This is a genomic window from Pseudomonas sp. KUIN-1 (assembly GCF_009176725.1).
In the GTDB taxonomy this organism is placed as follows: Bacteria; Pseudomonadota; Gammaproteobacteria; order Pseudomonadales; family Pseudomonadaceae; genus Aquipseudomonas; species Aquipseudomonas fragariae.
This window is the reverse complement of sequence record NZ_AP020337.1, coordinates 2,246,698-2,270,199: the sequence shown is the minus strand read 5'-3', so window position 1 is coordinate 2,270,199 and position 23,502 is coordinate 2,246,698. Positions and strand designations below refer to the sequence as shown.

At 58.6% G+C, this 23,502-nt stretch carries 22 protein-coding genes; 3 read left to right on the top strand and 19 right to left on the bottom strand.

The genetic code is table 11. From position 1 onward, the window contains the following. Positions 1 to 267: 267 nt before the first annotated feature. Positions 268 to 528, top strand: coding sequence for a lipoprotein (locus tag KUIN1_RS10545; protein ID WP_002552985.1), 261 nt, complete (start codon positions 268 to 270; stop codon positions 526 to 528). A 94-nt stretch (positions 529 to 622) separates the two neighbouring features. Here KUIN1_RS10545 and brnQ read toward each other — a convergent pair whose 3' ends face one another. Continuing rightward, the gene (brnQ, locus tag KUIN1_RS10540; protein WP_152091975.1) at positions 623 to 1,936 is read right to left on the bottom strand and encodes a branched-chain amino acid transport system II carrier protein; all 1,314 of its coding nucleotides are present in this window, start codon (positions 1,934 to 1,936) and stop codon (positions 623 to 625) included. Between the two features lie 301 nt (positions 1,937 to 2,237). Between brnQ and KUIN1_RS10535 the strand changes: the two genes are divergently transcribed. Then, complete coding sequence (locus KUIN1_RS10535; protein ID WP_024660985.1) at positions 2,238 to 2,813, top strand: GNAT family N-acetyltransferase; 576 nt, start codon at positions 2,238 to 2,240, stop codon at positions 2,811 to 2,813. Positions 2,814 to 2,911: 98 nt separating this feature from the next. Here the strand turns inward: KUIN1_RS10535 and sucD are convergent, their stop codons facing one another. The 9 genes from sucD to sdhC all read right to left on the bottom strand — a co-directional run bounded on the left by sucD (position 2,912) and on the right by sdhC (position 14,374). Beyond that, on the bottom strand, positions 2,912 to 3,793 hold the full coding sequence (gene sucD, locus KUIN1_RS10530; protein WP_003316562.1) for a succinate--CoA ligase subunit alpha: 882 nt from the start codon (positions 3,791 to 3,793) through the stop codon (positions 2,912 to 2,914). After that, the gene (gene sucC / locus KUIN1_RS10525; protein WP_003316561.1) at positions 3,793 to 4,959 is read right to left on the bottom strand and encodes an ADP-forming succinate--CoA ligase subunit beta; all 1,167 of its coding nucleotides are present in this window, start codon (positions 4,957 to 4,959) and stop codon (positions 3,793 to 3,795) included. Before sucC ends, sucD begins: the two co-directional genes overlap by 1 nt. A 208-nt stretch (positions 4,960 to 5,167) precedes the next feature. Continuing rightward, entirely contained in the window at positions 5,168 to 6,604 is a 1,437-nt protein-coding gene (lpdA, locus tag KUIN1_RS10520) for a dihydrolipoyl dehydrogenase (RefSeq protein ID WP_011267378.1), read from the bottom strand. Between the two features lie 172 nt (positions 6,605 to 6,776). Next, entirely contained in the window at positions 6,777 to 8,012 is a 1,236-nt protein-coding gene (odhB, locus tag KUIN1_RS10515; protein WP_011267377.1) for a 2-oxoglutarate dehydrogenase complex dihydrolipoyllysine-residue succinyltransferase, read from the bottom strand. A 41-nt stretch (positions 8,013 to 8,053) separates the two neighbouring features. Continuing rightward, positions 8,054 to 10,885 carry a 2-oxoglutarate dehydrogenase E1 component gene (locus KUIN1_RS10510; RefSeq protein ID WP_003366703.1) on the bottom strand — a complete coding sequence of 944 codons (2,832 nt, stop codon included), beginning with the start codon at positions 10,883 to 10,885 and terminating at the stop codon, positions 8,054 to 8,056. A 259-nt stretch (positions 10,886 to 11,144) separates the two neighbouring features. Then, positions 11,145 to 11,849 carry a succinate dehydrogenase iron-sulfur subunit gene (locus KUIN1_RS10505; protein ID WP_003316554.1) on the bottom strand — a complete coding sequence of 235 codons (705 nt, stop codon included), beginning with the start codon at positions 11,847 to 11,849 and terminating at the stop codon, positions 11,145 to 11,147. Between the two features lie 12 nt (positions 11,850 to 11,861). After that, positions 11,862 to 13,634, bottom strand: a complete 1,773-nt coding sequence (sdhA, locus tag KUIN1_RS10500; protein ID WP_003394562.1) for a succinate dehydrogenase flavoprotein subunit — start codon at positions 13,632 to 13,634, stop codon at positions 11,862 to 11,864. A 3-nt stretch (positions 13,635 to 13,637) separates the two neighbouring features. Beyond that, positions 13,638 to 14,006 carry a succinate dehydrogenase, hydrophobic membrane anchor protein gene (gene sdhD / locus KUIN1_RS10495; RefSeq protein WP_003316551.1) on the bottom strand — a complete coding sequence of 123 codons (369 nt, stop codon included), beginning with the start codon at positions 14,004 to 14,006 and terminating at the stop codon, positions 13,638 to 13,640. After that, complete coding sequence (gene sdhC / locus KUIN1_RS10490) at positions 14,000 to 14,374, bottom strand: succinate dehydrogenase, cytochrome b556 subunit (protein WP_003423585.1); 375 nt, start codon at positions 14,372 to 14,374, stop codon at positions 14,000 to 14,002. Before sdhC ends, sdhD begins: the two co-directional genes overlap by 7 nt. Positions 14,375 to 14,736: 362 nt before the next feature. Between sdhC and gltA the strand changes: the two genes are divergently transcribed. Beyond that, a complete protein-coding gene (gltA, locus tag KUIN1_RS10485; protein WP_002552974.1) occupies positions 14,737 to 16,026 on the top strand; it encodes a citrate synthase in 1,290 nt (429 codons plus the stop codon). A gap of 64 nt (positions 16,027 to 16,090) precedes the next feature. Here the strand turns inward: gltA and KUIN1_RS10480 are convergent, their stop codons facing one another. From KUIN1_RS10480 to KUIN1_RS10440, 9 genes are all read right to left on the bottom strand, one after another. After that, positions 16,091 to 16,702 carry an START domain-containing protein gene (locus KUIN1_RS10480; protein WP_003406158.1) on the bottom strand — a complete coding sequence of 204 codons (612 nt, stop codon included), beginning with the start codon at positions 16,700 to 16,702 and terminating at the stop codon, positions 16,091 to 16,093. A 56-nt stretch (positions 16,703 to 16,758) separates the two neighbouring features. After that, a complete protein-coding gene (locus tag KUIN1_RS10475) occupies positions 16,759 to 17,016 on the bottom strand; it encodes a YkgJ family cysteine cluster protein (protein ID WP_003406159.1) in 258 nt (85 codons plus the stop codon). Between the two features lie 94 nt (positions 17,017 to 17,110). Further along, positions 17,111 to 17,752 (bottom strand): hypothetical protein, encoded by a 642-nt coding sequence (locus tag KUIN1_RS10470; protein WP_011267375.1) that lies wholly within the window; start codon positions 17,750 to 17,752, stop codon positions 17,111 to 17,113. A 114-nt stretch (positions 17,753 to 17,866) separates the two neighbouring features. After that, positions 17,867 to 19,306 carry an aminotransferase-like domain-containing protein gene (locus KUIN1_RS10465; RefSeq protein ID WP_003366691.1) on the bottom strand — a complete coding sequence of 480 codons (1,440 nt, stop codon included), beginning with the start codon at positions 19,304 to 19,306 and terminating at the stop codon, positions 17,867 to 17,869. 217 nt (positions 19,307 to 19,523) lie between these two features. Next, a complete protein-coding gene (locus KUIN1_RS10460; RefSeq protein WP_011267374.1) occupies positions 19,524 to 20,339 on the bottom strand; it encodes an OmpA family protein in 816 nt (271 codons plus the stop codon). Continuing rightward, positions 20,336 to 20,689: a DUF4398 domain-containing protein gene (locus KUIN1_RS10455; protein WP_116830345.1), complete on the bottom strand. Its 354-nt coding sequence runs from the start codon at positions 20,687 to 20,689 to the stop codon at positions 20,336 to 20,338. Before KUIN1_RS10455 ends, KUIN1_RS10460 begins: the two co-directional genes overlap by 4 nt. A 10-nt stretch (positions 20,690 to 20,699) precedes the next feature. Next, positions 20,700 to 21,527: a substrate-binding periplasmic protein gene (locus KUIN1_RS10450; RefSeq protein WP_011267373.1), complete on the bottom strand. Its 828-nt coding sequence runs from the start codon at positions 21,525 to 21,527 to the stop codon at positions 20,700 to 20,702. Between the two features lie 116 nt (positions 21,528 to 21,643). Further along, complete coding sequence (locus KUIN1_RS10445) at positions 21,644 to 22,573, bottom strand: electron transfer flavoprotein subunit alpha/FixB family protein (protein WP_003366683.1); 930 nt, start codon at positions 22,571 to 22,573, stop codon at positions 21,644 to 21,646. Further along, positions 22,574 to 23,323 (bottom strand): electron transfer flavoprotein subunit beta/FixA family protein, encoded by a 750-nt coding sequence (locus tag KUIN1_RS10440; protein WP_003406168.1) that lies wholly within the window; start codon positions 23,321 to 23,323, stop codon positions 22,574 to 22,576. Positions 23,324 to 23,502 lie beyond the last annotated feature (179 nt).

Here is a 23,502-nt window from a genome sequence, read left to right as displayed (position 1 = left end):
AGCAGCCTGTGTGACAGCGGGTAGTCATCAAGGTGGGGGCTGGGTCGGGGATTTCAAGAGCCAATGATGCCTGGAGCGTGTTTCGTGCATCGGGCACGAGGCGAACCAGCCTGCTCGGAGCTTGCCGGAACGGCTCATGACCGGCGCGCTTTGATCAGCCTGTAACGACCGTGAAACAACGCCCTCCATTATTGTCGTCACCGGTGGAACTTAACCCTCAGGGGCAGGCTCTTAGGCTCGTGAATAATCAATAAGGAGAAACACCCCATGCGTAAATCTTTAGCCTATGCCTTGATGCTTTCTGCCACCCTGGGCCTTGCCGCCTGTGACAAAAAGTCCGAAAACACCCAGCAAGATGCCAACAAGGCAGCTCAGCAATCCCAGGAGTCGATGGAAAAGGCTCAGGAAAAAGTGAATGACGCGGCCAAGGAAAGCCAGGAAGCCGCTCAGAAGAACGCTGAAGCCGCTCAGCAGCGCACCAATGAAAACGCCAACAAGGCGCCAGAAGCAGCACCAGCCACCAAGTAAGGCTGAGACGCTCGCAGAACTAAAGAGGCCCGCTTATAGCGGGCCTCTTCATGCAACACGTTTTTTTACTGCGCAATCGTCTAAAGCACGGCCTTCAAGCCAGCGCCTCGCTGCGCTTGCCCATGACCCTGTCGACCACCACAGCAACTGCCAGCGTGACAACAGCGGGCACCAGCCATGCAAGCCCCTGATCACCCAGCGGCAGATGGCTCAGAACATCGGGCAGCGCGTTGCCGAAACCGGCGCCCTTCAGCGCATCGATCAGGCCGAACACCAGCGAAACCAGCATCACAGGCGCCACCACGCGTCCCTGGCTCTGCCAGAGCTCCTTGCAGAAGCTCAGCGCGACCAGAACGATGCATGGCGGGTAAATCGCCGTGAGCACCGGAATCGAAAACTGGATCAGTTTGGTCAACCCGAGATTGGACACCAGCAACGAGAACACGGCGAGGATGATCACCAGCGTTCTGTAGGACAGCGGCAGCACCTTGGCAAAGTATTCGGCGCAGGCACAGGTCAGGCCTACCGCAGTGACCAGACACGCCAGGGAAATCAGCACGGCCAGGAATCCGCTGCCCAGCGAACCGAAGGTGTGCTGTACGTAGGCATGCAGAACCGCCGCTCCGTTGCTGGCACCTGCCGCCACGGCGTGGCTGCCGGAACCGAGGCGAAACAGACTGACATACACCAGCGCCAGTCCGACTCCGGCAATCAGCCCGGCAATGATCGCGTAACGCGTGATCAGACGGGGCGATTCGACACCGCGAGAGCGGATCGCGTTGACGATGACGATACCGAAGACCAGCGCCCCCAGCGTATCCATGGTCAGGTAACCATTGATGAAGCCCTGGGAAAACGGTGCTACGGCGTACGCGGGCTCCGCCTCCCCTATTCCGCCTGCCGGCAAGGCGAATGCCGCGATGCCCAATACCGCCAGCGCGATGATCTTGAGCGGCGCCAGAAAGCGTCCGACGGTATCGAGCAAGCGCCCCGGGTACAGCGAAACCCAGAACACCACCAGAAAATACACCAGACTGTAGAGGAACAATGCCATCGGGGTGTCGCCGGTCAGCGGCGCCAGACCGACTTCGAACGAGACCGTAGCGGTACGCGGAGTGGCGAACAAAGGGCCGACCGCCAGGTAGCAGACGGCAGCGAGCGCCCCGCCGGCGATCTTGCCAATCGGACTGCTCAGGGCATCCATCGCGCCCCCGACCCTGGCCAGAGCGATCACGGTAATGACCGGCAAGCCAACCGCGGTGACCAGAAAGCCCAGCGCCGCCATCCATACATGCGGCCCGGCCTGCAGACCCACTATGGGGGGAAAGATGATGTTGCCAGCCCCGACGAACAGGGCAAATGTCATAAAACCGAGTGCCAGGATGTCCTGGCCTTTCAACACTTTCATTACGAGGGACCACACGGAATCGAAATAAGGGATGGGACGTCACCCATGAATGGGGCAGACGCAGCCCGTCGGCGTAAGACGTGGCAGTACCTTGCGAAACGCCCCTCGTGAGGGCAACGCAAAAACGGCGGACAGGGTAGCCAACTTCGCTCGAAAATGCACTGTCTCAGGGCGAGCCACCCGACGACGCACCTTGAACTGGCAATTGCAAAAGCCGCTGTAAAACCAGAAATGCCTGACAGACCAGCCGTTTCCTAACGGATAGATTGGGCCTCCTCTCTATACCCGGCAGCTTATTTCCATGCCTGACATCACCCATCTGAGCGCGATACCCACACCGACCCTGTTCACGCCGCGCCTGGTCCTGCAGCCCTTGCAGCTTGACGACGCCGCAGCGATGCAAAGCCTGTTCAACCAGTGGGAGGTGGTGCGTTATCTGACTCACCACGTGCCCTGGCCTTATCCGGACGGAGAAGCGCTGCGTTATATCCGCGAGGACGCCTTGCCGGCCATGCAGGACGGTGAGGAGTGGCACTGGTCGATTCGCCTTCGCGGCGAACAGGATCATCTGATCGGTGCCGCGTGCATGATGGATGAGGAGGACAACAATCGCGGGTTCTGGCTATCCCCACCCTATCAGGGGCTGGGCCTGATATCGGAGGTCTGCGTGGCCATCGACCGTTTCTGGTTTGAAACCCTCAAACGCCCCGTGTTGCGCGTGGCCAAATCGGCCTTGAATGAAGCGTCGTGCCGCCTGTCGCGGCGCGAAGGCATGCGCCTTGTGACCGTTCAGGAAGCGCAGTTTGTCTGCGGAACCACACAGGAGCAGATATGGGAGTTGACCCGTCAGGAATGGCAGATGAATAACAATCGATAGACGAAAACAGGACCAGGACGCCCCGCCACCTTTTCACCCGCCCAAACAAAAGCCACCCGAAGGTGGCTTTTGTCGATTACCCGAAAAGCAAGCGAGGCTTACTTGGTCGGCCAACCGGTCAGCTCGGCCAGGGCCTTGCCGATGTCTGCCAGGGAACGCACGGTTTTCACGCCAGCGTCCTGCAGTGCAGCGAATTTCTCGTCTGCAGTACCTTTACCACCCGAGATGATTGCACCGGCATGGCCCATGCGCTTGCCCGGAGGAGCAGTCACACCAGCGATGTAGGAAACAACCGGCTTGGTCACGTGTGCCTTGATGTAGGCAGCCGCTTCTTCTTCAGCCGAACCGCCGATCTCACCGATCATGACGATCGCTTCGGTCTTAGGATCTTCCTGGAACAGCTTCAGGATGTCGATGAAGTTCGAGCCAGGGATCGGGTCACCGCCGATACCAACACAGGTGGACTGACCGAAACCGGCGTCAGTGGTCTGCTTCACAGCTTCGTAAGTCAGGGTGCCGGAACGCGACACGATGCCGACCTTGCCTGGCAAGTGAATGTGACCTGGCATGATGCCGATCTTGCACTCGCCCGGAGTGATGACGCCTGGGCAGTTAGGACCGATCAGGACCACACCCAGCTCGTCGCACTTGACCTTGGCTTCCAGCATGTCGATAGTCGGGATGCCTTCGGTGATGCAAACGATCAGCTTGATGCCGCCGAACGCTGCTTCAAGGATGGAATCCTTGCAGAAAGGAGCCGGAACGTAGATCACGCTGGCGGTTGCGCCAGTGGTGTCTACTGCTTCTTTAACAGTGTTGAACACGGGCAGGTTCAGGTGCGTGGTGCCGCCCTTTCCTGGTGTCACGCCGCCCACCATCTTGGTGCCGTAGGCAATGGCTTGCTCGGAGTGGAAGGTACCTTGCGAACCAGTGAAACCCTGGCAGATAACCTTGGTGTCTTTATTGATCAGGACGCTCATTACTTGCCCTCCGCGGCTTTGACAACTTGTTGAGCAGCGTCGGTCAGGCTGGTAGCAGCGATGATGTTCAAACCGCTTTCTGCCAGTACTTTAGCGCCCAGCTCAGCGTTGTTGCCCTCAAGGCGCACAACAACCGGGATTTTAACGCCGACTTCTTTCACTGCACCGATGATGCCTTCGGCAATCATGTCGCAACGAACGATGCCGCCGAAGATGTTGACCAGTACTGCAGCGACGTTGGCGTCGGACAGGATGATCTTGAACGCTTCGGTAACGCGTTCCTTGGTGGCACCGCCGCCAACGTCAAGGAAGTTTGCAGGCTTGCCGCCATGCAGGTTGACGATGTCCATGGTACCCATGGCCAGGCCGGCACCGTTGACCATGCAGCCGATGTTGCCTTCCAGCGCAACGTAGTTCAGTTCGAACTTGGCTGCGTGAGCTTCGCGAGGATCGTCCTGCGAAGGATCGTGGAAGCCCTTCAGCTTTGGCTGACGGTACATGGCGTTGGCGTCGATGTTGATCTTGGCGTCCAGGCAGTGCAGATCGCCGTCAGCCTTGATCACCAGCGGGTTCACTTCCAGCAATGCCAGGTCATGGTCCTGGAACAGCTTGGCCAGACCGGTGAAGATCTTGGCGAACTGAGTGACCTGCTTGCCTTCCAGACCCAGCTGGAATGCCAGATCGCGACCCTGGAACGGCTGAGCGCCGACCAGTGGATCGATGGTGGCCTTGAGAATCTTTTCAGGAGTGTCGTGAGCGATCTTCTCGATGTCCACGCCACCTTCGGTGGAAGCCATGAACACGATACGACGGCTGGAACGATCGACCACAGCGCCCAGATACAGCTCTTTGGCGATGTCGGTGCAGGACTCGACCAGGATCTTGGTCACTGGCTGACCGTTGGCGTCAGTCTGGTAAGTCACCAGGCGCTTGCCCAACCACTGTTGAGCGAACGCTGCAGCGTCTTCCTTGCTGCGAACCAGCTTTACGCCGCCCGCTTTACCGCGACCACCTGCGTGAACCTGGGCTTTGACGACCCACTCGGTCCCGCCGATCTTGTCGCAGGCTTCTGCTGCTGCTTCCGGGGTGTCTACCGCGTAACCCTTGGATACTGGCAGGCCGTACTCAGCGAACAGCTGCTTACCCTGATACTCGTGAAGATTCATGCTTATTACCGTCTTCGTTTAGGTACTGCGCATTCGGTGCTGCACGTCAGCGTGCCGCACCACCTGTGACCGCTACTCCGGGTGGACTCCGCAAATGCCGTGGGACACTCATGAAGCCGCCTGAGAGGTCGAGTCCGGCGCAGATTCCGCGGTAAGCCCTGCTTGCAAGGCCAACGACGGGCACTGCGTCGTGGTTTCTCTTGTTGTCTTAGCGTTTCTTGCGATTCTGAATGTGGATGGCGCCGCCATTCACAGCCAGTGCAGCTTCATGCAGCGCTTCGGACAGGGTCGGGTGCGAGAAGACCATCATGCCGATGTCCTCTGCACTGGTACCGAACTCCATCGCGATTGCGCCCTGCTGTACCAGTTCGGCAGCGCTCGGGCCAATCACGTGAACACCCAGAACACGGTCGGTCTTGGCGTCGGCAATGATCTTGACGAAACCGCCGGTGTCGTTGGCTGCCATGGCACGGCCACTGGCTGCGAACGGGAACGTACCGACATTGACTTCAACGCCTTCGGCCTTCAGGGTCTGTTCGGTCTTGCCTACCCAGGCGATTTCCGGGTGGGTGTAGATAACCGACGGGACCAGGTTGTAGTTCATCTGGGCCTTGTGGCCCTTGATGCGCTCGACAACCATGATGCCCTCTTCCGAGGCCTTGTGCGCCAGCATCAGACCGCGAACCACGTCACCGATGGCGTATACGCCCGGTACGCTGGTGGTGCAGTAGTCATCGACGTAGATGAAACCGCGCTCGTCCAGATCGACACCGCTGTCCGAAGCCAGCAGGTCAGTGGTAACCGGACGACGGCCCACGGCAACGATCAGACGATCGAAGGTGATCGACTGTTCGCCGGCAGCGTCGGTGTAGCTGACCACAACCTGTTCGCCTTCGACCTTGGAACCGGTCACGCGAGCGCCCAGCTTGATGTCCAGGCCCTGCTTGTTGAAGGTTTTCAGTGCTTCCTTGGAAACCGCTTCGTCGGCTGCCGGGATGAACTTGTCCAGTGCTTCCAGAACGGTGACCTGGGCACCCAGGCGAGCCCACACGGAACCCAGTTCCAGACCGATCACGCCAGCGCCGATGACGCCCAGACGCTGTGGAACCTGCTGGAATTCAAGAGCACCGGTCGAGTCGACGATGATTTTCTGATCAACCGGAGCGGGTGGAATGTCGATAGGACGCGAACCCGAAGCCAGGATCACATGGTCGGCTTCGATGATTTCGACGGTGCCGTCGGCAGCGGTCAGCTCGACTTTCTTGCCGGCCAGCAGTTTGCCGTGGCCCTGCAGCGTGGTCACGCCGTTGGCCTTGAACAGGCTGGCAACGCCGCCGGTCAGGCCTTTGACGATGGTCGACTTGCGGCCGATCATCGCCGGAACATCGATGCTCACGTCGGAGGTGGAGATGCCATGTACGCTGAAACCGTTCTTGGCTTCATAGAATTTCCAGGAGCTGTCGAGCAGTGCCTTGGAAGGAATGCAACCCACGTTCAGGCAGGTACCGCCGAGGGCCAGTTTGCCCTCTTTGTCCTGATACTTCTCGATGCAGGCAGTCTTGAGACCAAGTTGCGCAGCCTTGATGGCGGCAACATAACCGCCAGGGCCTGCGCCAATCACTACCACGTCGAATTTCTGGGACATAAAAAAGAATTCCTCTATAGCTGCGAGCTTTTAGCTGCAAGCTGCAAGTCAGTCCGCGTTTCATCGCGAGGCCGACTTGCGACCTATTGAATTAGGTGAAACACATCAGCCCCGACTGCTCGCCTTTCGCTTCTGACTTGAAGCTTGAAGCTTGCAGCTCGAGGCTACTCCATCAGATATCCAGCAGCAGACGAGCAGGATCTTCCAGCAGGTTCTTGATGGTCACGAGGAAGGTTACCGCTTCCTTGCCGTCGATCAAACGGTGATCGTAGGACAACGCCAGATACATCATCGGGCGAATCACAACCTGACCATTGACTGCCATCGGACGCTGCAGAATGTTGTGCATGCCCAGAATTGCAGCCTGTGGCGGGTTGACGATCGGCGTCGACATCATCGAACCGAAAGTACCACCATTGGTGATGGTGAACGTACCGCCGGTCATCTCATCGATGGACAGTTTACCGTCACGGGCTTTCTTGCCGAAGGTGGCGATGCCGCCTTCGATTTCAGCCAGGCTCATGTGCTCTGCGTTACGCAGAACCGGTACGACCAGACCGCGATCGCTGGAAACCGCGACACCGACGTCGGCATAGCCGTGGTAAACGATATCGGAACCGTCGATCGACGCGTTGACGGCCGGGAAGCGTTTCAGCGCCTCGGTGGCAGCCTTGACGAAGAACGACATGAAGCCCAGGCGTACGCCGTTGTGCGACTTCTCGAACAGGTCCTTGTACTTGGAACGCAGTGCCATGACTTCGGTCATGTCGACTTCGTTGAACGTGGTCAGCATCGCCATGTTCGACTGGGCTTCGACCAGACGCTTGGCAACCGTTGCACGCACGCGAGTCATCGGTACACGCTTCTCGGTGCGATCGCCAGCGGCGACGACAGGAGCAGCGGCAGCAGCAGGCTTGGCAGCAGGCGCAGCGGCCGGAGCGGATTTCTTCGCTTCAACGGCAGCAACGATGTCTTCCTTGGTGATACGGCCGTCTTTACCAGTGCCCTTGACGCTGGCCAGGTTGATGCCGTTTTCTTCAGCCAGTTGACGCGCAGCAGGCGCAGCAATCGGGTCTTCTTCGCCAGCAGTTGCAGCCGGTGCAGCGGCGGGTGCCGAAGCAGGTGCCGCGGCAGGCGCAGCAGCAGGTGCCGGAGCTGCAGATGCTGTAGCACCGTCATTCAATGTCCCAAGCACTTCGTTGGACAGGACGATGGCACCCTCTTCCTTGGTGATCGTTCCCATCACGCCGTCAGCTTCGGCCAGCACTTCGAGGACAACCTTGTCAGTCTCGATATCGACCAGCATCTCGTCGCGCTTTACCGCATCGCCCTCTTTTTTGTACCACTTGGAAATGGTGCCGTCGGCAACGGATTCCGGGAAAGAGGGGGCTTTGATCTCGATAGCCATTATCTGTAATTCCTTAATTCGGTTTCTAATGCGCGAAGGCGTTAAACAGTGAAGGCATCTTGCAGCAGTTTTTCCTGCTGCTCGGCGTGCATCGAAGCGTAACCACACGCCGGAGCGGCAGAAGCATCACGACCGGCGTACTCGAGAACGAGTTCACGTTTGTGGTTGCCCATGCTGCGACGCAGGTGGTGTTGACTGCTGTACCAGGCACCCTGGTTCATCGGTTCTTCCTGACACCAGACCACATGCTGCAGGTTGGTGTAAGGCGCGATGGTTTCCATCAAATCATCTTCAGGGAACGGATACAGCTGCTCGAGGCGAACGATGGCGATGTCTTCACGCCCTTCGGCACGGCGTTTTTCCAGCAGGTCGTAGTAAACCTTGCCGCTGCACAGCACCAGACGCGTGACCTTGGCCGGATCGAGGGTGTCGATTTCCGGAATGACGGTCTGGAACGAGCCTTCGGCCAGATCTTCCAGGGTCGAAACAGCCAGCTTGTGACGCAGCAGCGACTTCGGTGTCAGCACGATCAGCGGCTTGCGCAGCGGACGGATGACCTGACGACGCAACAAGTGATAGATCTGCGCCGGAGTCGTCGGTACGCACACCTGAATGTTGTGCTCGGCGCACAATTGCAGGTAACGCTCCAGACGGGCCGACGAGTGCTCTGGCCCCTGCCCTTCATAGCCATGAGGCAACAGCATGGTCAGACCGCACAGACGGCCCCACTTGTGCTCGCCGCTGGTGATGAACTGGTCGACAACCACCTGGGCACCGTTGGCGAAGTCGCCGAACTGGGCTTCCCAGATAACCAGTGCATCAGGCTGGGTGGTCGAATAACCGTATTCGAATGCCAGTACGGCCTCTTCCGAAAGGAACGAGTCGTACAGGTCGAAACGTGGCTGACCGGAGTACAGATTCTGCAGCGGGATATAGGTCCCGGCGTCTTTCTGGTTGTGCAGCACGGCGTGACGGTGCGAGAACGTACCACGACCGATGTCCTGGCCGGTCATGCGGATCGGGTGACCTTCGAAGGCCAGTGTGGCGTACGCCATGGTTTCGGCGTAGCCCCAGTTGATCGGCAAGCCACCGGCCTGCATCTTCTGGCGGTCTTCGTAGATTTTCTGAACCTGACGCTGCACGACGAAGCCTTCCGGCAGCTCCATGAGCTTGGCGGACAGTTCCTGCAGGGTCTTGAGATCGAAGCGGGTGTCGTGACGCGCAGTCCAGGCATGGCCCAGGTATGGACGCCAGTCGACGAACAATTCCTTGTTCGGCTCCTTGACCAGGCTTTTCACCACGTGCAGACCGTTGTCCAGCGCGCTGCGGTAGTCGTCGACCTTGGCCTGAACGCGGGCATCGTCAAGAACGCCGGTCTTGATCAGATGCTCGGCATACAACTCGCGCGTGGTGCGCTGCTTGGTGATCTGCTGGTACATCAGAGGCTGGGTACCGCTCGGCTCGTCAGCTTCGTTGTGACCACGGCGACGGTAGCAGACCAGATCGATCACGATGTCGCGCTTGAACTGCATGCGGTAATCGATGGCCAGCTGGGTCACGAACATCACGGCTTCCGGATCATCCCCATTCACGTGGAGGATCGGCGCCTGGATCATCTTGGCAACGTCGGTGGCGTACTCGGTGGAACGCGAGTCCAGCGGGTTGCTGATGGTGAAGCCCACCTGGTTGTTGATGACGATGTGGATCGTGCCGCCCGTCTTGAAGCCGCGAGTCTGCGACATCTGGAAGGTTTCCATGACCACGCCCTGGCCGGCAAAGGCCGCGTCGCCGTGGAGGGAAATCGGCAGAACCTTGTCACCGTTCGGATCGTTGCGACGATCCTGACGTGCACGCACCGACCCTTCGACCACCGGAGACACGATCTCCAGGTGAGACGGGTTGAAGGCCATGGCGAGGTGAACCTCACCGCCTGCGGTCATGACGTTGGAAGAGAAGCCCTGGTGGTATTTGACGTCACCGGAACCCAGCTCCACTTTCTTCTTGCCTTCGAACTCGTCGAACAGGTCGCGAGGATTCTTGCCGAAGGTGTTCACCAGTACGTTGAGGCGGCCACGGTGGGCCATGCCGATCACGACTTCCTTGGTGCCATAGGACCCGGAACGCTGAATCAGCTCGTCGAGCATCGGAATCAGGCTTTCGCCGCCTTCCAGACCGAAACGCTTGGTGCCCGGGTATTTGGTGCCCAGGTATTTTTCGAGGCCTTCGGCTGCGGTAACACGCTCGAGCAGGTGGCTCTGAATGTCAGCCGAGAACACCGGACGGCCACGAACACTCTCGAGACGCTGCATGAACCAGTTGCGCTGCTCGGAATCCACGATGTGAGTGAACTCGGAGCCAATGGTGCGACAATATGTCTGCTGCAACGCTTCATGAATTTCGCGTAGGCTCGCTTCCTCTTTGCCGATGAACAGGTCGCCGGCACGGAAGGTCGTATCAAGATCGGCATTGGTCAAGCCGTAATGATTGATCGACAGATCCGCAGGCGCAGGGCGCTGCCACAGGCCCAGCGGATCGAGTTGGGCAGCCTGGTGGCCACGCATCCGATATGCCTGGATCAGTCGCAGCACTTCAACCTGCTTCTTCTCGTGTTCGCTGCTCACACTGCCGGCGGATACCGGTTGAGCGCGGCGCTGGTTTTTGGCCAGCAACACGAAATGATCGCGAATGGTCGAGTGCGATACATCAGTGGCAGAGCTGCCATCAGCTGGCAACTTCTGAAAGTAGGTGCGCCATTCTTCTGGCACAGCGTTAGGGTCGTGCAGGTAAAGCTCATAGAGCTCTTCCACATAGGCAGCGTTACCACCGGATAGGTGGGCACTGTTCCACATGCGCTGCATCACGCTTTCTTGCATGCTTGGTCACCCTCGGTAAGGGGACACCACCGGCGAAGACACCAGAGCAATCCTGAAATAGTCGTGTGCAGCGACTGTATCAAGTCACCAGGGATCACGCAGATAGTCCGGGTACCAGCCCGGATGCCCCTGCTGGTCTCATTTCTTCAAAATAAGAGCCGCAGCTTTGCGAGCTACTGCTCAGGTTAAAACTACGGCGCCGGTTGAAGCCTGCGCCGTAGCCACTTCGGTGTAACGGTGTAACAGATAAAGCGATGAATCAGACGCCGTTCTGCAACAACATGTTGCGCACGTGACCGATAGCCTTGGTTGGGTTAAGGCCCTTCGGACAGACGTTGACGCAGTTCATGATGCCGCGGCAGCGGAATACGCTGAACGGATCATCAAGCGAAGCCAGACGCTCACTGGTGCGAGTATCACGGCTGTCAGCCAGGAAACGGTAGGCTTGCAGCAGTGCAGCAGGACCCAGGAACTTGTCGGGGTTCCACCAGAAGGACGGGCAGGAAGTCGAGCAGCAAGCGCACAGGATGCACTCGTACAGACCATCGAGCTTTTCGCGCTCTTCCGGCGTTTGCAGACGTTCGATGGCCGGAGCCGGCGTGTCGTTCTGCAGGAACGGCTTCACCTTCTCGTACTGCTTGTAGAAGATGCTCATATCGACGACCAGGTCACGGATAACCGGCAAACCCGGCAGCGGACGTACGATCAGCTTGTTCTTGGCAACGACAGCCGACAGCGGCGTGATGCAGGCCAGGCCGTTCTTGCCGTTGATGTTCATGCCGTCGGAACCGCACACGCCTTCACGGCACGAGCGACGGTACGAAAAGCCTTCATCCTGCTCTTTGACCAGGGCCAGCACGTCCAGCACCATCAGGTCCTTGCCACCGGTATCGACCTGAAACTCCTGCATGAATGGTGCAGCGTCCTGATCAGGGTTGTAACGATAAACACTGACTTGCAACATATCGGTCACCCCTTAATAAGTCCGAATCTTCGGTTCAAAAGTCGGGACAGTTTTCGGCGAGAAGTTCACGGCACGTTTGGTCACACTCTTGTCACCCGGGAAATACAGGGTGTGGCACAACCAGTTCTCGTCATCGCGATCTTCGAAGTCTTCACGAGCGTGAGCGCCGCGGGACTCTTTACGATGCTCTGCGGCAATCGCCGTGGCTTCGGCAACTTCCAGCAGGTTTTGCAGTTCAAGCGCTTCGATACGGGCGGTGTTGAACGCCTGGCTCTTGTCGTTGATCTTGACGTTGGCGATACGTACGCGCAGATCAGCCAGCTGGGCAATACCCTTCTGCATGTATTCGCCAGTACGGAATACACCGAAGTAGTTCTGCATGCAGCTCTGCAGCTCTTTTCGCAGGGTTGCAACGTCTTCACCGGTGGTGCGCTCGTTCAGGCCGGCAAGGCGTGCGAGGGCAGCATCGATGTCGGACTCGGAAGCGCGCGCATAATCGACGCCTTCACGCAGGGCCTGCTCCAGGTGGATACCCGCCGCGCGGCCGAACACCACCAGATCGAGCAGCGAGTTGCCGCCCAGACGGTTGGCGCCGTGGACCGATACGCAAGCCACTTCACCGACCGCGAACAGACCAGGAATGATCTGATCGACGCCCGCCGCATCCTGAGTGATCGCCTGGCCATGAATGTTGGTGGCAACGCCGCCCATCATGTAGTGGCAGGTCGGTACGACAGGAATCGGCGCGGTCGCAGGATCGACGTGAGCGAAGGTCTTGGACAGTTCCATGATGCCTGGCAGACGGCTGTGCAGCACTTCTTCGCCAAGGTGATCGAGCTTGAGCATCACATGATCGCCATCGGGACCACAGCCGTTACCGGCAATGATTTCCTTGACCATGGAACGTGCCACAACGTCACGACCGGCAAGGTCCTTGGCGTTCGGAGCGTAACGCTCCATGAAACGCTCGCCGTGCTTGTTGATCAGGTAACCGCCTTCACCGCGGCAACCTTCGGTGACCAGTACACCTGCGCCGGCAATGCCGGTCGGGTGGAACTGCCACATTTCGATGTCCTGAACCGGCACACCGGCACGCAGCGCCATGCCGATACCGTCACCGGTATTGATCAGGGCGTTGGTGGTCGACGAGTAGATACGGCCTGCACCGCCGGTCGCCAGCACGGTTGCATTGGCGCGGATGTACGAGGTTTCGCCCGTCTCGATGCAGATCGCGATGATGCCGACAAAGGCGCCATCGTTGTTCTTCACCAGATCCACTGCATAGTATTCGTTGAGGAATACAGTGCCCGCCTTCAGGTTGGCCTGATACAGGGTGTGCAGCAGCGCGTGACCGGTACGGTCGGCAGCAGCGCAGGTACGGGCAGCCTGCCCGCCCTTGCCGAAGTCCTTGGACTGGCCACCGAACGGACGCTGGTAGATACGGCCCTGCTCGGTACGGGAGAACGGCAGGCCCATGTGCTCGAGCTCGAAGACCGCTTCCGGACCTACGGAACACATGTATTCGATAGCGTCCTGGTCACCGATGTAGTCGGAACCCTTGACGGTATCGTACATGTGCCAGCGCCAGTCATCGTTCGGATCGGCGGAAGCGATTGCACAGGTGATGCCACCCTGGGCGGATACGGTGTGCGAGCGGGTCGGGAAGACCTTGGTGACCACGGCAGTCTTGTGACCGCCCTGGGCGAGCTGCAGCGCAGCGCGCATGCCGGCACCGCCACCACCAATGATGATGGCGTCGAAAGAAAGCGCATTAATGTTAGCCATGGATCAGATACCCCAAAGAATCTGCACGCCCCAGACGAAGTAGGCGAACATCAGAACGCCGCATACCGCCTGGAACAGGAAACGTACTGCAGTGGCGGACTTGCCCAGCGCCATCGGCGTCAGGTAGTCGGTCGCGATGGTCCACATGCCGACCCAGGCGTGAGCGCCAAGGGCAACGAGGGCCAGGAGACTGAAGATACGCATTCCGTTGTGAGCGAACAGACCATGCCATTGGGCGTAGCTCAGACCCGGGTGAAAGACCATGTAGCCGATCAGGAAGATGAAATAAGCCGCGAGCACGACTGCGGAAACACGCTGAGCCATCCAGTCATAGAGACCCGAACGCGACAGGTTGGTGACGTTGGTTACCATATCCATACTCCCGCCAAAAGAATCAGAATCACGGAGACCGCGATAACGATTTTGGAGCCCAGCTTGCCGCCTTCAAGCGTCTCGCCTACCCCCGAGTCCATGATGAGGTGACGAATACCGGCCACCAGGTGGTACAGCAGGGCAGACAGAAGTCCCCAGATGATCAGCTTGGCCAGCGGACTGGTCATATACGCCTTGACTTCACCAAATCCCTCTTCGGAGGCCAGCGACTTGTCCATTGCATACAGCATGATTGCAATACCGACAAAGAGGATGACACCGGAGATGCGGTGAAGGATGGACGTGTAAGCGGTGACTGGGAGCTTGATGGTCCTTAGGTCTAGATTTACAGGTCGTTGGCTATTCACGGCTTTTTTTTCACACTGAAGAGCCCCTAACAATCAGGGCAAGTTGTTGGGAAGTGCACTGGTCAGGTACCCACCACCCAGGAAGTGACGACCCCCTTGAAACAGGCCAAAAGCCTCTGGCGGTCGGACGCCGAGTATAGACAGTTAGGTTACTAATGACAACGCGCAGACGTACCGCCAATAGCGCATTGCGTTGCCGCGACAAAAGGCGTAAACGGCAGTAAACCGTCTGCAAAATCCACGGCCGGGCCCTTGCGGAACACGACTTTAGGCAAATTGACTTTAGAATTTATCTCACTATAGTGATGCGGGCCCTGCGTGGGGGGCCTGTCTGATGATTTGAAGCATAAATAGGAGGCCACATGGCTGACAAAAAAGCGCAGTTGATCATCGAGGGCGCTGCCCCCGTCGAGCTGCCAATTCTGACCGGTACAGTGGGTCCGGACGTGATCGACGTACGCGGCCTGACCGCCACCGGCCGCTTCACATTTGACCCTGGTTTCATGTCCACGGCGTCTTGCGATTCGAAGATCACCTACATCGATGGTGACAATGGCATTCTGCTGCACCGCGGCTACCCGATCGAACAACTGGCCGAGCAGTCCGACTACCTCGAAACCTGCTACCTGCTGCTCAACGGCGAACTGCCCACCGCCGAGCAGAAAGCCCAGTTCGTGGCCGTGGTCAAGAACCACACGATGGTTCACGAACAGCTCAAGACCTTTTTCAACGGTTTCCGCCGCGACGCCCACCCGATGGCCGTCATGTGTGGCGTAGTCGGTGCCCTGTCAGCGTTCTACCACGACTCGCTGGACATCAATAACCCGCAGCACCGCGAGATTTCCGCGGTCCGCCTGGTCGCCAAGATGCCGACCCTGGCAGCGATGGTCTACAAGTACTCCATGGGTCAACCCATGATGTACCCGCGCAACGACCTCAGCTACGCGGAAAACTTCCTGCACATGATGTTCAACACCCCGTGCGAGATCAAACCGATCAGCCCGGTGCTGGCCAAGGCGATGGACAAGATCTTCATCCTCCACGCCGATCACGAGCAGAACGCTTCGACTTCCACCGTGCGCATGGCAGGCTCTTCGGGCGCCAACCCGTTCGCCTGTATCGCAGCCGGTATCGCAGCGCTCTGGGGCCCTGCCCACGGCGGCGCCAACGAAGCGGTACTGACCATGCTCGATGAAATCGGCGATGTGTCGAACATCGATAAGTTCATTGCCAAGGCCAAGGACAAGAACGATCCGTTCAAGCTCATGGGCTTCGGTCACCGCGTCTACAAGAACCGTGACCCGCGCGCCACTGTAATGAAGCAGACCTGCGACGAAGTACTGAAAGAGCTGGGCATCACCAACGATCCTCAACTCGAACTGGCCATGCGCCTCGAAGAGATCGCCCTGACCGATCCGTACTTCATCGAGCGCTCGCTGTACCCGAACGTCGACTTCTATTCGGGCATCATCCTCAAGGCCATCGGCATTCCGACCAGCATGTTCACCGTGATCTTCGCCCTGGCGCGGACTGTCGGCTGGATCTCGCACTGGAAAGAAATGCTCTCCAGCCCTTACAAGATCGGTCGCCCTCGCCAGCTGTACACCGGCAACGTGCAACGCGACATCGTCGCCCTGCAAGACCGCAAGTAAGCGCCACGCACAAAAAAGGGCTGCCATTGGCAGCCCTTTTTTTATGCGCGCTATCCGGTGCGGATCATTTGGTTTGCGCGGCACGCTCCCTGAGCGCTTTCAAGGTATTGAACGGCGCATCGACAACGAACTTGTTGGCCAACATCGACGGCACACTGCCACCCGGCTCGGTGTGAACCTGATAGGTCACTTCAGTCTGGTTCGGCCCTTTGGGCACCATTTTCCAGAAGCCCTTGACCTCGGTTACGCGCACATACCCCTTCTCCTCGGGGATATACGAAGGCTGCTCTTCGAGGTTTCGGGTAACACTCCCGTCAGGACCTTCCTGAGTGGTGATCAACAGTACCGAATCGCGAGGCGTCACCGGCCAGGGAGTATTGAACTGGCTGTAGGTCCAGGTCTTGTTGCCTTCGTGCTTGAGCACTTTCTGCAACTTGCACTCATGGATCCAGGCGCAGGCCCCCGTGACATCCTCCTGGAGCGCACGCAACTTGCTTACGCTGGCATTGATCAGCGCAATACCCTGATACGCCTTGTAATCGGAACCAGGCACGTCGCTCAACGAGACCTTGATGCCATCCTGATTCTTGACCTCTTTCCACTCTTCAGCCTGCGCCGTTCCGGCAAGCATTACAGTGAAGCCACAAGCAACAGCCATGCGATACAGCGGACCCATTGTTTTATTCCTTGTTTTGAAGTTCCGAAGAAGCATTTGTGCTCGAAAACACTTTTTCAGGCCACCGCAGTGGCTTTTTCCCACCAACCGATCAGGCGAATGGCATCCGCCTGATCGGCACCGCAGACATCCTCTGCCGCCTTGAACTGACTGCACACCGCGGGCCGCTCAGCCCTGCCGAACAAGGCGCACAAAAACTCGACCGACAGATGCAGACAGCGTTCGCCAGCAGGCTTTCCGTCGGGCATACCGGGTATGGGAGACGTGATGGAAGGCGCTATGCAGCACGCGCCACAACCGGAACGGCAGTCCATGACCAGACACCCTTGTTTGAAAATTGAAAAAGAGAAAGGATATTAACCGTCAAAACGTCTGTTTGAAAACGCCGTATCGGACGACAGGCAGGACTTACTGCTTGAATTTGAAGTCCAGCGCAGCACCTTCTACATCGCGACGGTTGTCATTACGCATCTGCAATTGCATTTCGTTGGTCAGCAATCTCCCCTCGAGCTCGAACGGGCCGGGGTTCGCAGAATCGCCCTTGTCGCTGAACATCTGCGGCAATATCGGCTTGCGCTTGTTGGTAATCACCTTGGCAGGCGGGTCGAGCTCCTTGACCAGCTCGGGAGGCAGGCTCAGGTCCAGCCTGGGTGCTTTGATTCGCACATCCTTGACGCTGGCGGTCTTGGCATCCTTGGCGTTCTTGCGCTTGCTCGCAGGCGCCTTGGCTGCCACAACCCTGGAAGAGGGTTTTTCGGAAGTCGCCGATTTGACGCTCTGAGGTGCTGCAGGTTCTGATTTTTCCTTTCCGACCACCACAGGCACGACAGGCACGCCCGGCATCAGCTGATGCATGGTGTCCGGCGCCTTGATTTGCTTGGCATCGGTGGCGACTGCCTGCGCAGGTGCCTCAGTCTTCAGATGCACCTCGGGCGATACCGGCGCGGTGATGACCGCCTCGGTCTTGGGTTTGGGCACAGAGGTGTCCGGAGCGTCACAACCACTCAGAAGTACGACGACAAGCAATCCGAGACAGCGAAAAACATTCATAGGCAAAGAGTCAGGCAAGACAGTGGCAAAAAGCCGGAAAGAAACACATGCTGTCCTTTTGAGGCCAACCTGACAAGACAAGAGTTCCGAAGAATTGACAAAAATCTTTGCCGATCAATACGCCTGAACAGCCTCCTGACATAACTGCTTGGCCAGAATCCCCAATGTCATCAAGGCCCGTTCGGCTTCCTTGTTCCATTTCATGCCGCAATTCAAACGAATACAGTGGTTGAACTGCTCGGTGTTACTGAAAATCAATCCGGGCGCAATGCTGATGCCCTGCTCGAGCGCACGCACGTGCAACTCCTGGGTGTTGACCCTGCCCGGCAGACTGACCCAGAGGATAAAGCCTCCCGCGGGACGACTCATCTGCGTGCCTTCGGGGAAGAACTGCTGCACCGCCAGCTGATAGGCACTGAGATTCTTGCGGTATTCGAGACGGATGAAGCGCAGGTGCCGATCGTAGCCGCCGTTTTCGAGGTAAGCCGCGACAGCCATTTGCGTGACGCTGCACGCCGAGTGAGTGCTGAAGGTTTGCAGGCGCTGAATTTCCGCCTGGTATTTGCCGGCTATCATCCAGCCGATGCGCACACCCGGCGACAAGGTCTTGGAGAAGCTCGAGCAGTAAATCACCCTCCCCAACCGGTCAAACGCCTTGAGCGCCTTGGTCCGCCCTACTTCGAACATCAACTCGCCATAGACGTCGTCTTCAACCACCTGGATATCGAAATCCGAGGTGAGCCGCAGCAGATTTTTCTGCCGCTCCTCCGGCATGGTGCCGCCCAGTGGATTGCTCAGCCGTGAGGTCAGCACCAGAGCCTTGATGGACCATTGATTGGCCGCCAGCTGCAAGGCTTCAAGACTGATGCCGGTGGCCGGATCACTGGGGATTTCGATGACCTTCAAACCCAGCAGGTCGGCAAGTTGCAGCAACCCGTAATAGGCTGGCGATTCGGCGGCTATCAGATCGCCGGGCCGGGTCAGCACCCGCAGGGCCATCTGCAGCGCATCCACGCAGCCGTGAGTGATCACCACTTCAGACGGATCGACCACCACCCCGGCGTCGCGCATACGAATCGCGACCTGCCTGCGCAAGGGTTCGAAGCCGGGGCTGAACATGTAACTGAAGGCCCGCGGACTGTGAAAACGCGTGACCTTGGCCAGTTGCTGATGCAGCGCGCGTACCGGCAGGTAATCCACATGGGGCACCGCAGCCCCGAGGGCGAACACGCCTTCGCGGCGGGACTCTTCGAGGACCTGCTGGATAATGCTGCTGCGTGTAACCAGGCCGGGCCGCTCGACCCGCGCGATATCCGGGGTCGATGCCGTCAGCGCAGGCGTTTGATGGACGTAATAGCCGGACTGAGGACGTGCCCGGATCAGCCCCTGGTCTTCAAGGTTCGCGTAAGCCTGCAATACAGTGGCATGGCTGACGTTGAGCTGCGAACTCATTTTGCGAACGGACGGCACCCGCTCGCCGGGCTGATAAACACCACGACGGATGTCTTCGGCCAACTGCTGAGCGATACGCTGGTAGAGCAAGAGATTGGTCATGACACAGCCTCAAAAAGACCGGCGATTTATTATTTTTGAACATACAGATGCGTAATAACCGGCACAGATCGGAAGTGTACGGGAACAGTTTGAAATCAGGCCAGCATTGATGCTTGCTGAGTGAAAATAAACGCGGGCAGAAACGCCATAATCAACGTGATTAAAGACAAAAAAGCCCGAGGCCGTTTCCGGCGTCGGGCTTTTTACCGGCTTTTTATCAGCGAGCTGCGCCCAGCTGACCTTTTTCGTCCGAGAAAACGATCTCGACACGCCTGTTTTGCGCGCGGCCCCGCTCGGAGGTGTTGGCATTCACAGGAAACTCCTGCCCATAGCCTTCGACATGGATACGTTTTTCATCGATGCCCAGGTCCATCAGCACGTCAGCGACGGCTTGTGCCCGGTCTTTCGACAGCTTCAGGTTTTCCTGACGATCGCCCGTGCTGTCGGTATAACCCTCGATACGGACCACTCGGCGCGGGTTGATCTGCAGAAACTGTACAACCTTGAGAATGGTGCGACTTGCCGAGTTTTTCAGCTCGGCATGTCCGGCGTCGAACAGCACATCGCCCAGGGTCATGACCAGCCCGCGGTCGGTTTCGGTGGTGGCCAGGCTGAGAATCTGATCTTCCAGCCAACGGCCCTGCTGCTGGGCGCTGGCCAGCTTGGCTTCACGCAGTGCCAGCTGCATACGCTGGCGCTCCATGTCCATTTTCGCCAGACGCTCCTGGCTCAACATCAGATTGCTGTGCTCACGCGCGATCTCGCTGTAGCGGCTGCTGAGGTAGGCGTAGTGAGCGACATCGGCACCGCTTCCCAGATAACTGGACAGACGCTCGGCGCGGGCCAGTGATTCACCCGCGCGAATGACATCCTTGGGCGCACTGCGCAGCACATCGGTATCTTCCTTGACCTTCTGGAAGTCGGCGCTGGCCTGCTGCAAGGCCTGGCCACTGTCCTTGTGACCGGCACAACCGTATAGGCCAGCCGACCCCAGCAACAGACACACACTCAGGACACGAGGAATACGCTTCATTGCGCCTCCCCCAGCTGCTTGCGCAAGCGATTGAGGCGGGTATTCAACTGATTGATCTGCTCCTGGCTCTTGAGGGTCAGCACTCGCGCCTCGGCCAGGCGCGCATCAAGCTCGGCCTGCTCGGCTTTCATGCGCGCGTCCTTGTAGGCGTGGCTTGCCATGGAGGCGCGGGCTTCGGCGAATCCGGCCTGAGCGACTTCCATCTCGGGTTGATCGTCACTGGCGCCGACCGCCTTGGCCTGCTCCAGCGCCTGCTCGGTCAGTTTGAACTGCTCGGTTGGTACCGGATCACTGGCGCAGCCGGCCAGCGTGGCGATTGCCATGAAGGCAATTGAAAAACGAATACTCACAAAAACATCCCTACTTGTTGGGTGCGCTGGCGCTGGCAGGCTGCAGCAGTTGGGCTTTCCACAATGCCAGGTTGTGCCTGATGACATCGCCCGCAAGGCCAGAGGCGGCCGATTCTGTCATCTTTTTCGCCAGCTGTCCGCGCAACCATGGTTCATTGCAGGCCGAGTTGAACGACAAGGCCAGGTAAAAACCCGGTGTATCGACCGGTAACGGCTGCGCTGTCAGGTCTGTGGAAAGACCTAGCGTCTGCACCATAACCATACCGGCATAACGCCCGGCAAGCACGTAATCCACCTCACCCAAGGCCAGCTTCTGAAAGGCAGGCGTGAGTGCAGGCAGGCGCTCCAGAGTCAGATTCTGTCTGGCCAGCGCATCAAAGGAAGGCGTCAAACGGGTCTTTTCCGACATGGCGCCGGGATGGCCCTGCAGCTCGCTGACGGCATTGAACGGCACGCTGTGATCGTGACGCGTCCAGACCATGATCTCGTTCTGCACGATCGGCGGATGAATGTAATCCAGCGCTTCGAGTTGTGCGGCATTCAACGGTGCGTCAGCCAGCAGGTCCATGCGCCCGGTGCGCACTTCTTCGAGTGCCTGACTGCGCTTGCCGCCATACAGAAACTCGACCTTGATACCCAGCTCGCCCGCTGCCTGCGTCAGCAGATCGGCATTGGCGCCCATCAGGTGCCGCGGGTCCTGGGGATCACGCCACAGATAAGGCGGCGCGTCCGGGCTGCCGGTCACGATCAGACGCTCGCACTTGCCTGCGGCGGATGCCAGTGTCGGCAGCGTGATCAGCCCGAAGAGAAGCGAAGACAGCAGCCGGGAATGCACCATGAGAAGTCCTTTCGATACTCAATAAAAAACCCGTTCGATCCGGGCAGGCGCACCGTAAACCGCCGGTGCGCGAACCCCGAATCGAACGGGTTCTCTTTATAGTGCAAGCGCGTGGCTTAAACCAGCTTCTCCAGCTCGGGGATGGCTTCGAACAAGTCAGCCACCAGACCGTAATCGGCGACCTGGAAGATTGGCGCCTCTTCATCCTTGTTGATCGCAACGATCACCTTGGAATCCTTCATACCGGCCAGATGCTGAATCGCACCGGAAATACCGACCGCGATATACAACTGAGGCGCAACGATCTTACCGGTCTGACCGACCTGCATGTCGTTAGGTACGAAACCGGCGTCGACCGCAGCGCGGGAAGCACCCACTGCCGCACCGAGCTTGTCGGCCAGCGTGTACAGGTGCCTGAAGTTGTCGCCGTTCTGCATGCCGCGACCACCGGAAACGACGATCTTCGCTGCTGTCAGCTCCGGACGATCGGATTTGGCCAGTTCTTCACCCACAAAACTGGACTTGCCCGCATCGTGAGCAGCCGAAACCGCTTCAACAGCGGCCGAGCCACCCTCTGCAGCCACCGGATCGAAGCCGGTGGCTCGTACGGTGATGACCTTGACCGCAGCCGTCGACTGCACGGTGGCGATGGCGTTACCGGCGTAGATCGGACGGGTGAAGGTGTCGGCGGAAACCACCGAAACGATCTCGGATATCTGATCGACATCCAGTTGAGCAGCGACGCGCGGCAGGATGTTCTTGCCATTGGACGTTGCCGCAGCCAGAACATGGCTATGGCCCGCAGCCAGTTCTACAACCAGGGGAGCGATGTTTTCAGGCAGTTGGTGCGCGTAGGCTTCGTGGTCGGCCACCAGCACTTTCGTCACACCGGCAATTTTGGCGGCGGCGTCGGCAACGGCGCTCACGCCGGAACCGGCCACCAGCAAATGAATGTCACCGCCGATCTTCTGGGCAGCAGCAAGGGTGTTGAGCGTAGCCGGGGCTACGGTCGCGTTGTCGTGTTCAGCGATAACCAGGATCGTCATTTAGATTACCTTCGCTTCGTTTTTCAGTTTCTCGACCAGTTCAGCCACCGACTTGACCTTGATGCCGGCGCTGCGTGCAGCCGGCGCTTCGACCTTGAGGGTCTTGTTGGTCGAGGCCGTGGAAACGCCCAGTGCATCCGGGGTCAGCACTTCAAGCGGCTTTTTCTTGGCCTTCATGATATTGGGCAGCGAAGCGTAGCGTGGCTCGTTCAGACGCAGGTCCGTGGTCACGATGGCTGGCAGGCTCAGGGAAACGGTTTGCAGGCCGCCGTCGATTTCACGGGTCACGGCAACCTTGTCACCGGTCACTTCAACCCTGGATGCGAACGTACCCTGCGGGTAGCCGCTCAACGCAGCCAGCATCTGGCCGGTCTGGTTGTTATCACTGTCGATGGCCTGTTTGCCAAGGATCACCAGTTGCGGCTGCTCCTTGTCGACCACGGCCTTGAGCAGCTTAGCCACGGCCAGAGAAGTCAGCTCCTCGGCGGACTCGACCAGCACGGCACGGTCGGCACCCAGTGCCAGGGCGGTACGCAGTTGTTCCTGAGCGGTGGTCGGGCCGATGGTGACGACGACGATTTCGGTGGCTACACCCTTCTCTTTAAGACGAACCGCCTCTTCAACGGCGATTTCGCAGAACGGGTTCATGGACATTTTGACGTTGGCAAGATCGACGCCGGAGTTGTCCGCCTTGACGCGAACCTTGACGTTGTAGTCGACCACTCGTTTGACAGCTACAAGAACCTTCATGGATTCCTCACTCTCCGGTGAAAAGAAGTCGCCCGGCGGCACCAGGCGATCGATATGTGTCCTCAACAAGCAATCGTTATGCGTGCAGGCCATTCGGACGGCTTTAAAAAGCCCTATAAAAGCCGGGAGTCACCCGTCAAGCAGCGGCTGGGTGTGTAAAATGCGCCGTGCGACGTTGA